Raw genomic sequence first — 11,303 nt, forward strand, 5'->3', positions numbered from 1 at the left:
CTGCCGCGGGACGGGACCTGGCAGGACCGCCGAGGCGGCCTGCCGGGTTCGGCCGGTGAGGCTGCGGCCCCGGGTGGGGCACCCGGCCCGCTGCCCATGTGGCGGGTCCGTCGCCCCGCCCACCATGTCGCAGCTCTCCTTCCGCATACGTAATACTCGATGTATGAAACCGAGTGTTACCCCCAGGCCCGGTGCGATCGCCATCCGACGGGCCGTGGCTCGGGACGCCCAGCGGCTCACGCGCCTCGTGCGTGGCTCGCGCGCCTACGAGGGCCCGTACGCGGCGATGGTCGAGGGCTACCGCGTGGGCCTCGACTACATCGAGACCCACCGCGTCTTCGTGGCCGTCGACACCGAGGATCCCGCGAACCGGGTGCTCGGCTTCTACTCCCTCATCCTCGTGCCGCCGGAACTGGACCTGCTCTTCGTCGCCGACGGGTCGCAGCACCGCGGCATCGGACAGCTGCTGGTACAGCACATGAAGGGCGAGGCGCGCGCGGCAGGGCTGGACCGTGTCCGCGTCGTGGCGCATCCGCCGGCCGAGGGCTTCTACCGCCGCATGGGCGGTCTGCCCACCGGGACGGTCCCCGCGAATCCACCCGCGGTGGCGTGGGACCGTCCCGAGCTGCACATTCCGATTCCCTGACCCCCGCCGGCGCCGACGGGACCGCCGACGGTGCCCCGTGATCGCAACGGCCGCACCACCACCGGCGATGCCGGCGGTGGTGCGGCCGAGAGAGCGGGACCCGTACCGGGAATCAGGCCGCGACGAGCTCCTGCTCCCGGTCCGGCGTCCGGACCTCGGCAGCGGGCTTCTTGCTGTTCGGCAGCGACAGCCGGAAGACCTTGCGCCACGCCGAGAACACCTGCTTGGGCAGCGGCCCGGTGACGTACTCCAGCTCGTATTTCTCGAACAGCGCGCGCACCTTCACCGCGACCTCGGCGTACCGGTTGCTCGGCAGGTCCGGGAACAGGTGGTGCTCGATCTGGTGCGAGAGGTTGCCGGTCATGAAGTGCATGGCCTTGCTGCCGCTGATGTTCGCCGAGCCCATCATCTGGCGCAGGTACCACTGGCCGCGCGTCTCGCCCTTGATCGACCGGCGCTCGAAGACCTGCACGCCCTCGGGGAAGTGCCCGCACATGATCACCGAGTGGGACCAGAGGTTGCGCACCAGGTTCGCGGTGAACGTGGCGGCGAGCGTGGGGAGGAACGACGGGCCCGACAGCAGCGGGTGGATCACATAGTCCTTGAGCACCTGCTTGCGGATCTTGCGTCCGACGGCCTTGGCCCGCGCGCGGAACTCCGGGTTCTTGCGGCGGTGCTTGCTCAGGTTGCGGCCGAGCTCCAGGTCGTACGCGGCGATGCCGTACTCGAAGAAGCAGGCGTTGAGGAAGTTCCACAGTGGCTGGCCGAGGTGGAACGGGTGCCACTTCTGGTCCTCGTCGACGCGCATGATGCCGTAGCCGAGGTCGTTGTCCTTGCCGATCACGTTCGTGTACTTGTGGTGCAGCTCGTTGTGCGAGTGCTTCCACTGGTCGGACGGCGAGACGTGATCCCATTCCCAGGTGGTGGAGTGGATCTTCGGATCCCGCATCCAGTCCCACTGGCCGTGCAGGATGTTGTGGCCGATCTCCATGTTGTCCATGATCTTCGCCACGGACAGCCCGGCGGTGCCGAGCAGCCACGCGGGCGGGAAGAACGAGAACAGCAGCACGCCCCGGCTGACCAGTTCGAGCTTGCGCTGCGCCGCGATGACCTTGCGGATGTACGCGGCGTCCTTCTCTCCGCGACTGGCGATCACCTCGTCGCGGATCGCGTCCAGCTCGCGGCCGAGCTCCTCGATCTGCTCCGCGGTCAGGTGGGCGGTGGGGTCGATGGCGGTCAAACTGTTCCTACCGTTCGATGTCGCAGGGGCCCGCCGCGGCGGACACACAGGTCTGGATGAGGACGCCCGGCTCGGCCTCGGTGATCTCGCCGGTGCGCAGGTCCCGGACGGCGCCCGCCTTGAGCGGCGTGGTGCAGCCGAAGCAGATGCCCATGCGGCACCCGGAGGGCATGAACACGCCGGCCTCTTCGCCGACGTCGAGCAACGGCGTGGCGCCGTCCGCGTCGACCCTCTTGCCGGTGGCGCTGAACGTGACCTCGCCGCCATCACCGGTGACGACGATGCTGGGGCGGAACCGCTCGGTGTGCAGCCGGTCCTGGATGCCGTGTGCGCTCCAGTGCTCCTCGGCGGCGTCGAGCAGGCCGGTGGGCCCGCAGGCCCAGGTCTCGCGCTCGGCCCAGTCGGGCACGAGTTCGTCGAGACGGGTGATGTCGAGCATGCCGTCCGTGGCGGTGTGCACCTCGGTGAGCCGCAGCTTCTTGTCCGCGACCAGGTCGTGCAGTTCCCTGCGGAAGATCACGTCCTGCGGCTGGGGCGCGCAGTGGACCATGACGACGTCGTCGAGCTCGGTGTCGCGCAGCATGCCCATCACGGGAGTGATGCCGCTGCCGGCCGTCAGGTAGAGCACCTTGGCGGGCTTGGTCCGCGGCAGAACGAAGTCGCCGGTCGCCTGGTCGAGCTGGATCACGGTGCCCGGTTCGACCCTGCGGACCAGGTGGTTGCTGACCTTGCCGTCCGGGATCGCCTTCACGGTGATCGTGAGACGGCCGTCCTGACGGCTCGCCGGCGAGGTCAGCGAGTAGGCACGCCACAGGCGCACCCCGTCGACGTCGACCCCGATCCGCACGTACTGACCGGCTGTGTGGCCGCGCCAGCCGCGTCCCGGTCTGATCACGATGGTCGCGGCGTCGCTCGTCTCGGGGTGCACGGCCTCGATGCGCCCCCGCAGGTCAGCGCCCGCCCGCAGCGGGCTGACCAGGTCGAGGTAGTCCGACGGCAGGAGCGGCGTCGTGACCATCTCCAGCAGTTTCCACGCCCTGCTGCGGAGGGCTGTACTCGTCATGACTCCAGCTTGCTGCGCCTTGAGGCGTAAAGTCCTGACCGCAGGACGTGAATCTGGTCGATCGATTTGTTCGCAGGGAATGAAAACGTGAGTCATGCACTCCGGAGGGTCAGTGAACTGGCCCTGGACGAGACGACGGTCACCGCGCTGCGCGCCACCCTGAAGACCACCGCCGACGAGGTCGTCCAGGCGATCATCGACGAGGTCCCTCCCTACGCCAACGCCCTGTCGGGCCACATGGGCGCCACCATCCGCCGTGCCGTCCGCACCGCCCTGGGGCACTACCTGGACCTCGCGAGCGGGAACGCCACGGGCGGCGACGCCGGTGACGCGGCCTACGAGCTGGGCCGCGGCGAGGTGCGCGACGGCCGTTCGATGGACGCCCTGCTCAGCGCCTATCGCGTCGGCGCCCGCGTGGCCTGGCGATGCCTGGCGGCCGGGGCCGTACCCGCGGGCCTGCCCGCCGCCGAGGTCGCCAAGTTCGCCGAGCTGACCTTCGCCTACATCGACGAGCTCTCCGCCGCGAGCGCCGCGGGCCACGCCGACGAACTGGCCGCCCAGGGCAGGGCCCACGAGCGCCACCTGGAACACCTGGCCCGGGACCTCCTCGCCGGCGCGAGCCCGGACGTCCTGCTGGCCTCTGCCCAACGGGCCGGCTGGCAGCCTCCGGTCTCGCTGACCGCGGTCCTGCTGCCCGCCGCCCAGGCCCGGCCCGCCTACCGCGCGCTCGACCCGAGCACCCTCGTCCTCGACGATCTGCCGGACACCACCGGCGTGCTGCTCGTCCCCGATGCCGACCGACCGCATCTCCTGCGGCAGCTGACCGACCGCACCGCCGTGGTCGGCCCGGCCCGGCCGTGGACTCGTGCGTCCGCCTCGTACGCACGAGCCGTGCGCGCGCGCTCCCTCTCCGCGGACATTCGCGACACCGAGGACCACCTGCCCGAGCTGGTGCTGAGCGCCGACGCGGACGCGTACGCGGACCTGCGCGCCCGAGCCCTCGCACCGCTGCTGGCCTTGCCTGACGCCACCGCCCACCGGCTGGAGGAGACGCTGCGGGCGTGGCTGCTGCACCAGGGCAGGCGCGAGGAGGTGGCGGCGGCGTTGTTCGTCCACCCCCAGACGGTCCGGTACCGGATGTCGCAGCTGCGGGAGCTGTTTCCGGACCTCGCCTCCCCCCACCGGGTCCTCGAACTGACACTGGCGGTCGGCCTCCGGGGCGGCTGACCAGCACTGCCTCGTCCTCGGTCCCATCGGCCGGCTCGGACGACCCGGGGAAGAACGATCTCAAGCAGCCGAGACGGCGTCGTGCGGCCGTCTCCTGCCGCCCCGTAGGCGGCTGAGCATGGGGGAAGGGCAGGGCCCAGCCGGTGGCGAACCCGGGACGTGGCGACCTGCTGAAGACGCGGCCGGTCGTGCGACGTGCCGGGGATCGGGGTGCTCCCATCGCGGCACCGTGCAGCGTCTTCGAGCAGGTCGGCCTCGCCACCGCGCTGTGCGGCGGCGCGAGCCCTCGGCAGCCTCGGTACTGCGATGAGGAGCTAGGCCACCAGGGCCTCCGTGGCCGTGCCGGCGCCTCGGAAGCACCGGTACGGCGTCATCCCTGGAGGGTGGGGCGTACGACGATCTCGTTGACGTCCACGGCAGCCGGCCGGCTGAGGGCGAAGTCGATCGCCTCGGCGACGGCGGAGGCGGGGATGGCGAGTTGTCGTGCGGCGGCCCGCGCTGCCCCCTGTGCCTCCAGGGCGCCGCCCCGGTCCAGCAGTTCACTCTCGGTGAAGCCGGGACTGATGACCGTCACGCGGATGTCGCGGCTTTCCTGGCGCAGTCCTTCCGAGAGGGCCCGTACGGCGTACTTGGTGGCGCAGTACACCGCGGCGGTCGGGTCGACGCGGTGGCCTGCCACCGAGGCGACGTTGACGATGTGCCCGCTGTTCTGCTCACGCATCCTCGGCAGTACCGCGGCGATGCCGTACAGCGTGCCGCGCACATTGACATCGATCATCCGGTCCCACTCCTCGACCCGGAGATCCGCCATGGGGGACAGTGGCATCACGCCGGCGTTGTTCACCAGCACGTCGATCCGGCCGTACCGGTCGAGCGCCGCACCGACGAACGACTCGACACTGTCGCGGGAGGTGACGTCGAGCGCATGGTGGTCCAGGGCACCATCGGCCGCGCGAACCTCTCGGGCCAGTTCCGCCAGCCGGTCGGTTCGGCGTGCTCCGGCCATGACCTGGTGGCCCGAAGCCGCCAGAAGACGAGCCGTGGCCTCGCCGATACCGCTGCTGGCTCCGGTGATCAGAACGACCTTCTGTGCCAAGGGAGTGGATGTGGACATGGTGGGGATCTCCTTCGCGTGAACAAGGTGGCAACGGCCACCGGCATCAGTTCACCCGTGGAGGACTTGTCCGTGAAGGCAGTGCCAGCCTGGGTGCGCGGCACCCAGGCTGGCACTGCCTTCACGCCACAGCGGCGATCACCGCACCGGGCCGGTCCGGCGGTGGCTCCCGGCGGGGCCGATGAGTCCCCCTCGTTCCTGTCCGGCCGCTCACGGCCGACGTCGGCTGCACGCAGTACTGTCGGTTCTCATGCACCATGCGTCTGCCCATTCCCTTGGAGAATTCCTGCGAGCGAGCCGCTCCCGCTTGGAGCCGTCCGATGTCGGGCTCCCCGCCGGCAGTGGCACTCGCAGGGTCAAAGGACTGCGCCGGGAAGAGGTCGCCGTGCTGGCCGGAGTGAGTGCCGACTACTACGTGCGACTGGAACAGGGCCGGGAGACCAACCCCTCGCAGCAGGTCGTCGGCGCGCTCGGCAGGGCGCTGCGCCTGAACGCCGATGCGCGCACTCATCTGTTCCGCCTCGCGGGACTCAGCCCTGTTGCGTCGGTCGGCAGCCTCCGCGACCGGGTGCACCCGGACCTGCTGCGCCTCCTCGACGCCTTCCCCAACGCCGCGGCTTACGTGCTGGGGCCCGCGTTCGACATCCTGGCCACCAACCCCATCGCCGACGCCCTGCTGGCACCCTTCGACGGGCAGACGAACATGCCGCGGATCCTCTTCACCCACCCGCGGGCCGGTGAGGTCTTTCCGGACCGGCAGTTGATCACCAGCATGACGGTGTACGCACTCCGCCTGAACGCGGCCCGCTTCAGCGACGTCCCGGAGATCGACGAACTGGTTCAGGAACTGCTGGAGGCATCGACGGAATTCCGTGCCTTGTGGAACGACCAGAACGTCGGCGCACTCACCCGAGCCTTCAAGGTGTTCGTCCACCCCGACGTCGGCCGCATCGACCTGACCTACGAGAGTTTCGAGGTACGGGCCGCGCCCGGCCAGGAGTTGTTGGTGGGATCGGCGGAGCCGGGCAGCCGTAGCGCGCAGGCACTCGCCTACCTGGCGTCCATGGCTGCTCCCCGCCACTGACGGGCCTGGCTTCGATGCGCCAGGGCCCGTGGTCAGGCGGACCAGGGCGGCAGCGTCGACGCCGGCCGCGGGACGCCTGGTCCGCTCGGCCGCAGCGCGAAACGGTGCTGACGAGCGGACCGGAAGGGAGGACCGAACCAGACGGTCACGCGTCGACGTCGACGATGACCTTGCCGTTCGCGGTGCCGCTCTCCACGGCCTGGTGAGCGTCCGCTACCTCGGCAAGGCTGTAGCGCCTCTCATCCAGCACGGGACGCAGCCTGCCCTCGTCCGCCAGCGCCGCGGCTTCACGGAGGATCTCACCGTGGTGTTCGCGGCCCTGGCCCGTCAGCATCGGCAACAGCGTGAAGACGCCCGAGTAGGTGGCTCCCCGGAACGACAGGGGCGCCAGTGCATGGGTGCCCCAGCCCAGAGCGCTGACCACATGACCCGTATAGGTCCGCACCGCCTCGAAGGAGGCGTCCAGGACCGCGCCGCCCACGGTGTCGTAGACGATGTCGAATCCGACACCGCCGGTGTGCTCGGCGACGTACCTTTCCACGGGCACCGTGGTGTAGTCGATCGGTACCGCCCCGAGGCGACGTACGAGCGGCGCCTTGGACCCCGACGAGGTCGCGAACACCTCTGCACCGTTGGCGGCGGCGATCTGGATCGCGACGCTGCCCACGCCGCCGGCGCCGCCCTGCACCAGAACTTTCTGGCCGGGCCGTACGCGGGCCCGGTCCACCAGGCCCTCCCATGCCGTGATCGCGGCCAGCGGCAGCGCCGCTGCCTCGCGCATCGACAGTGCGGCCGGTTTACGGGCCAGCAGACGGGCGTCGACCGCCGCGAACTCCGCGAGTGAACCCTGCAGGTCACCGACGCCACCGGTCAGGCCGTACACCTCGTCCCCAGGAGCGAAGCCGTTCACTCCGGGTCCCGTCTCCACCACCTGGCCGGCCAGATCCATGCCCAGCACGACCGGCGGCTGCACGCGGGCGTGCGCCGCACGGCCCGCCCTGATCTTCGTGTCCAGCGGGTTCACCCCGCTGGCATGGATCCGTACCAGCACCTGCCCGTCCCCGGGCGTGGGCCGGTCGATCTCTCGCACCTCAAGCGGACCGGCGAACTCCTCCAGTACCACTGCACGCATCACAGCACCATCTCTCGCACGTTGTCGCAACGACGGGTAGCTTGCATTAATCAGACAGACTAGTCCGTTCGATTAAGAGGTGCAACGGGGGTGGAGGAGGGGGCGCAGGACGGACTAGTCTGTCTCCCATGGCGACGCGCGTACGCAAGACGAACACCGAGCAGAGGATTCTCGACACGGCGGCAGGTCTCTTCCACCGGCACGGGCTGCGGGGAGTGGGGGTGGACCAGGTCATCGCGGATTCGGGGGTGGCGAAGTCCACGCTCTACGCACACTTCCGCACCAAGGACGACCTCATCGCCGCCTACCTGCGGCGCACGGACGAATCGTGGATGGGGCGGTTGCAGGAGGCAGCCGAAGCCGCAGGGGACGAACCGGCTCAGCAACTGGTGGGACTGTTCGACGCGCTCCTGGCCTCCTTCGATCGTCACGGCTTCTTCGGCTGCCCCTTCATCAGCGCCGCGGTCGAGGCCGAGCTCGATTCCAAGGCCCACGCGGCCACCGTTGCGCACACCCGCCGCCGCCAGGAGTGGCTGACGGGGCTCGCCGGAGCTGCGGGAGCCGCAGAGCCGGCTGCTCTCGCCGCACATCTCGGGCTGCTCATCGACGGCGCGCTGGCCTCCGGGCGCCTGCTGCAGGACCGCGCCGTCGTCGACGCCGCCAAAGCGGCCGCCCGGGCCGCCATCCACGCCCAGACCACACGGAACACCACGACCGCCACGTGAGGTCCCCGCGCTGTGGACGCCCCGACGCGCGGCAGGTCAGTGTCGTTCCGGATGCGTAGCGCCGCCTGGCAGGCGCCGGGGCCGCCGTCGTGCCCGCCGCCGACCTGGCACAAACGGCCACGAAGTCCTCGACGCCGAGGCCACCACCGGCAGCCTGGACGCCGTGACCACGGCAGGGCCGCGGGCGGACGGCAAGGGCGTCATCCTCGGCGGCACCGGTGAGTTCGAGGGAGTGTGCGGAGTTCGAGGCAGTGCGCGGAACCGGCATCGAGGTTGCCGGCCTGCGCCGCTTCGACCCGGCGACCGGCTTGCTGGAGGGCACCTTCGAACTCCGCTTCCGCTACCACCGCCCCGGCCGCTGACACCGCCCGGACAGGGTGTGGGGGAGCGGCGTTCCCGCACGGTTCCCCTTTCAGATCGCGGACGTGCACCTGCTCCCCCACGAGTCGGCAGCGCCCGATGACCGACGCGGACCCCACGGCGCCTCCCTCCGCACCGAGGCGCCCATTCGATCCCACGGCGGCAAGCGCCCCGCTTCCGAATCCCGGACCGAAAGCCCTGGCATCACGGCCTTCCGCAAGGCGGCCGGTCAGTCCTTGCGACCGGTCACGGCGACCGTGAGGCCCAGTCCGATCATCGTGAACCCGCCCACGCCTCCGATGGCCGCAAGTCGCTGGGGTGACCGGGTGAACCAGTCACGGGCCGTCGCGGCGGCCAGCCCCCACACGCTGTCGAACACCACCGCCATGAGGTTGAAGACCAGGCCGAGCAGAAGCATCTGCCCCACGACGTTCCCGCGGTCGCGGTCGACGAACTGGGGGAGCACGGCGGCGAAGAAGACGATGGTCTTGGGGTTCGTCACCCCGACGACGAAGCCCTCCCACATCACGCGCCCGATGGTGTCCCCGGACGAGTGACCGGTGAACGCGTCACGCATCCGCCGCCGCTCACGAAGAGCCTTGATCCCCAGATGGACCAGATAGGCGGCACCGGCGAGCTTCAGTGACATGAAGAGCACGGCCGACCGCTCCACGACCGACCCGATACCGCAGGCGACCGCAATGACCAGGACGTACGCGCCCACGGTGTTGCCCACCACAGTGGTCAGCGCGGCACGGCGTCCCTGCGCCAGGGCGCGTCCGATCACGAGGCGCGAGCAGACGGTCGAAGGAAACCATGCGCTCACGGAAGCACGCCCGACCGGCGCCGCTCCACCACTTATCGCGGGTCGAGCAACTCCTACTCTGCGTGCCCCCACAGGGAGCGCTCACGGCCCGGGCTGGTGTCAGTACGGCACATCAGGCCCGTTGGGTCGGCCCAGAGTGCCTTGCGCCCGGCGAGCCGTTCGGATTCACGGCCGCGGACGCCACCGGTTTCCCTGGACACAGGGTCCATACCAATTTTTGCGGTTCCGTGATCGTTTCTGTGTGGCGGTTGTGGAGGAGCACGACATAGGTTCCCCATGTCATGTGCATGTAAATACTCAAGGGGGGATCTGGTGCGGACATCGCAAGTGCTTACCGGCCTCATCACTGCCGCAGCGCTGGCCGCCGGTGTGGCCGTGAGCGTGAGTGCGGGCAGTGAGACACCAAAAGAGGCTTCACCGAGGTCGGCGGCGGCAAACGCGGCCGACCCGAGCAAGTGGCCGAGTCGCGTGCCCGGACGCGGGCTGGCCAAGGGGTTGTCCCTGCCCGTGGAGAAGTACCTGGTCGGCTACACGGACGTCGTGGAGTGGCAGCGCGCTCAACGCGATCTCTGGGTCAGCTGCATGGCCCGTTTCGGCTTCGACTCCTTCGCGCCGCCGATCCCGGGCGCCCACCCGCCGATCGAGTTCAACGACGCCAACATGCCCCGACGCTACGGTGCTTCAGACGCCGCGCAGGCGGCCGACTACGGCTATCACCTCCCGCCGCAGCAGCTGGATGAGCCGCCGGCATGGGAGCCGGCCGCCGGTGCGGAGTCGGCGGTGTTCCTCGGCCGCGGGCCCGAGGTGTCAAGCGGAACCCACAACGGCATCACGGTCCCCGAGGGGGGATGCCGCGCGGAGGCCGAACGCGAACTCGGGCATCTCAGCCAGGGCGAGGAAGCCACCAAGGTCAACGCCGCCAGCATGAGGGCGTCACTCAAGCGGCCCGCCGTGCAGAAGGTCATCGCCGACTGGGCGGCCTGCATGAAGGGCAAGGGGCACGCCTTCAGCGACCCGTACAAGCCGGCGGAGAGCTTCAACCTGGCCACTCCGACGGCCTCCGACGAAGAGATCGAAGTGGCCACGGCCGACGTGGCCTGCAAGGAACAGACGGACCTCATCGACGTCTGGTACGCCGAGGAATCCGCCCTCCAGACCCAGTCGATCGCGGCCAAGAAGGCTTCCCTCGACGCCGGTCTCGCCCAGCAGAGCAGGGTCAAGGCGGCCGCGCGCAGCGTGCTGTCGGAAGGGAGCACCAAGTGAGCCGGACACTGCGCAACCTGATCCGATCGGCCCCAGCGGCTGCTCTGCTGATCGCCGCGAGCATCTTCCAGGCACACCCCGCCCAGGCCGCCACCAGCTACGAGTCGGACGGCTGCACCTCCAGCGGCAACACCTACTGCTTCGCGATCTACTACAACAGCGTCGGATCGATCACGAACTCCGGCCAGGGCGCCTGCTACATCGCCAACAGGAGCATCCCCGACCACTACGGCTACTCCCCGAACGGTGCGACTCTCGTCCGCCTCGTGTTCCACTACGGCATGCTTCCCGGCGGTACCTGTACGACCGACAGCGGGGACGGTGACCCGCTCAAGAACAACGCCGCGTCGATGGCCAACGCCGAATGCAGCGTCTACAACCGGGTCTACTTCAACTCCGGATACCAGGGCATCTCGCAGGCGGTTTACGGCACTTGCGGCGGCTATGGGGGCCAGGCCGTGAACCTCGTCCCCGATCTCAAGAACGAAAACGCCTCCCACAAGAGGTACTGACCCCTCGTGCAGCGCCGCCCTTCGCGCACTGCCACCCGGTGTGACGCACGGGGGTGACCACCCGTCAGGACCCCAACGAGCGGCCAGGGCCTCCGGGCGCCGCCCCTCCGA

The 11,303-nt window shown here is 69.8% G+C and carries 11 protein-coding genes; 6 read left to right on the forward strand and 5 right to left on the reverse strand.

The genetic code is table 11. The features are described from left to right. The first annotated feature begins 163 nt into the window (after window positions 1-163). Window positions 164-646: a GNAT family N-acetyltransferase gene (locus tag ACIGAQ_RS09110; RefSeq protein WP_362283039.1), complete on the forward strand. Its 483-nt coding sequence runs from the start codon at window positions 164-166 to the stop codon at window positions 644-646. A gap of 112 nt (window positions 647-758) precedes the next feature. On the opposite strand, the gene ACIGAQ_RS09115 is transcribed toward ACIGAQ_RS09110, so the two are convergent. After that, on the reverse strand, window positions 759-1,886 hold the full coding sequence (locus tag ACIGAQ_RS09115; protein ID WP_311685733.1) for an acyl-CoA desaturase: 1,128 nt from the start codon (window positions 1,884-1,886) through the stop codon (window positions 759-761). A gap of 7 nt (window positions 1,887-1,893) precedes the next feature. Next, the gene (locus ACIGAQ_RS09120; protein ID WP_399780538.1) at window positions 1,894-2,949 is read right to left on the reverse strand and encodes a ferredoxin reductase; all 1,056 of its coding nucleotides are present in this window, start codon (window positions 2,947-2,949) and stop codon (window positions 1,894-1,896) included. Window positions 2,950-3,036: 87 nt separating this feature from the next. Here ACIGAQ_RS09120 and ACIGAQ_RS09125 point away from each other — a divergent pair, with 87 nt between their 5' ends. Continuing rightward, window positions 3,037-4,176, forward strand: coding sequence for a helix-turn-helix domain-containing protein (locus ACIGAQ_RS09125; protein WP_311685730.1), 1,140 nt, complete (start codon window positions 3,037-3,039; stop codon window positions 4,174-4,176). 370 nt (window positions 4,177-4,546) lie between these two features. Here ACIGAQ_RS09125 and ACIGAQ_RS09130 read toward each other — a convergent pair whose 3' ends face one another. Beyond that, window positions 4,547-5,290: an SDR family oxidoreductase gene (locus ACIGAQ_RS09130; RefSeq protein WP_399780541.1), complete on the reverse strand. Its 744-nt coding sequence runs from the start codon at window positions 5,288-5,290 to the stop codon at window positions 4,547-4,549. A gap of 250 nt (window positions 5,291-5,540) precedes the next feature. On the opposite strand from ACIGAQ_RS09130, the gene ACIGAQ_RS09135 reads away from it, so the two are divergent. Next, complete coding sequence (locus ACIGAQ_RS09135; RefSeq protein ID WP_362283025.1) at window positions 5,541-6,374, forward strand: helix-turn-helix transcriptional regulator; 834 nt, start codon at window positions 5,541-5,543, stop codon at window positions 6,372-6,374. 145 nt (window positions 6,375-6,519) lie between these two features. On the opposite strand, the gene ACIGAQ_RS09140 is transcribed toward ACIGAQ_RS09135, so the two are convergent. Next, entirely contained in the window at window positions 6,520-7,506 is a 987-nt protein-coding gene (locus tag ACIGAQ_RS09140; RefSeq protein ID WP_399780544.1) for a zinc-dependent alcohol dehydrogenase family protein, read from the reverse strand. 128 nt (window positions 7,507-7,634) lie between these two features. On the opposite strand from ACIGAQ_RS09140, the gene ACIGAQ_RS09145 reads away from it, so the two are divergent. Next, window positions 7,635-8,231 (forward strand): TetR/AcrR family transcriptional regulator, encoded by a 597-nt coding sequence (locus ACIGAQ_RS09145; protein ID WP_399780547.1) that lies wholly within the window; start codon window positions 7,635-7,637, stop codon window positions 8,229-8,231. Window positions 8,232-8,820: 589 nt separating this feature from the next. Here ACIGAQ_RS09145 and ACIGAQ_RS09150 read toward each other — a convergent pair. Next, window positions 8,821-9,378 carry a LysE family translocator gene (locus ACIGAQ_RS09150; RefSeq protein ID WP_399780550.1) on the reverse strand — a complete coding sequence of 186 codons (558 nt, stop codon included), beginning with the start codon at window positions 9,376-9,378 and terminating at the stop codon, window positions 8,821-8,823. 507 nt (window positions 9,379-9,885) lie between these two features. Here ACIGAQ_RS09150 and ACIGAQ_RS09155 point away from each other — a divergent pair. Continuing rightward, window positions 9,886-10,680: a hypothetical protein gene (locus ACIGAQ_RS09155; protein ID WP_399780553.1), complete on the forward strand. Its 795-nt coding sequence runs from the start codon at window positions 9,886-9,888 to the stop codon at window positions 10,678-10,680. Beyond that, window positions 10,677-11,192: a hypothetical protein gene (locus ACIGAQ_RS09160; protein WP_362283011.1), complete on the forward strand. Its 516-nt coding sequence runs from the start codon at window positions 10,677-10,679 to the stop codon at window positions 11,190-11,192. The genes ACIGAQ_RS09155 and ACIGAQ_RS09160 overlap by 4 nt, the downstream gene beginning before the upstream one ends. Window positions 11,193-11,303 lie beyond the last annotated feature (111 nt).

This window comes from Streptomyces sp. NPDC085932 (assembly GCF_044540525.1).
Classification (GTDB): Bacteria; Actinomycetota; Actinomycetes; order Streptomycetales; family Streptomycetaceae; genus Streptomyces; species Streptomyces levis.

What these genes read in the sequence shown, in the direction of transcription:
- ACIGAQ_RS09110 (WP_362283039.1), top strand. Translation starts at nt 164, where the DNA reads ATGAAACCGAGTGTTACCCCCAGGCCCGGTGCGATCGCCATCCGACGG.
- ACIGAQ_RS09120 (WP_399780538.1), bottom strand. Translation starts at nt 2,949, where the DNA reads ATGACGAGTACAGCCCTCCGCAGCAGGGCGTGGAAACTGCTGGAGATG.
- ACIGAQ_RS09130 (WP_399780541.1), bottom strand. Translation starts at nt 5,290, where the DNA reads ATGTCCACATCCACTCCCTTGGCACAGAAGGTCGTTCTGATCACCGGA.
- ACIGAQ_RS09135 (WP_362283025.1), top strand. Translation starts at nt 5,541, where the DNA reads ATGCACCATGCGTCTGCCCATTCCCTTGGAGAATTCCTGCGAGCGAGC.
- ACIGAQ_RS09140 (WP_399780544.1), bottom strand. Translation starts at nt 7,506, where the DNA reads ATGCGTGCAGTGGTACTGGAGGAGTTCGCCGGTCCGCTTGAGGTGCGA.
- ACIGAQ_RS09145 (WP_399780547.1), top strand. Translation starts at nt 7,635, where the DNA reads ATGGCGACGCGCGTACGCAAGACGAACACCGAGCAGAGGATTCTCGAC.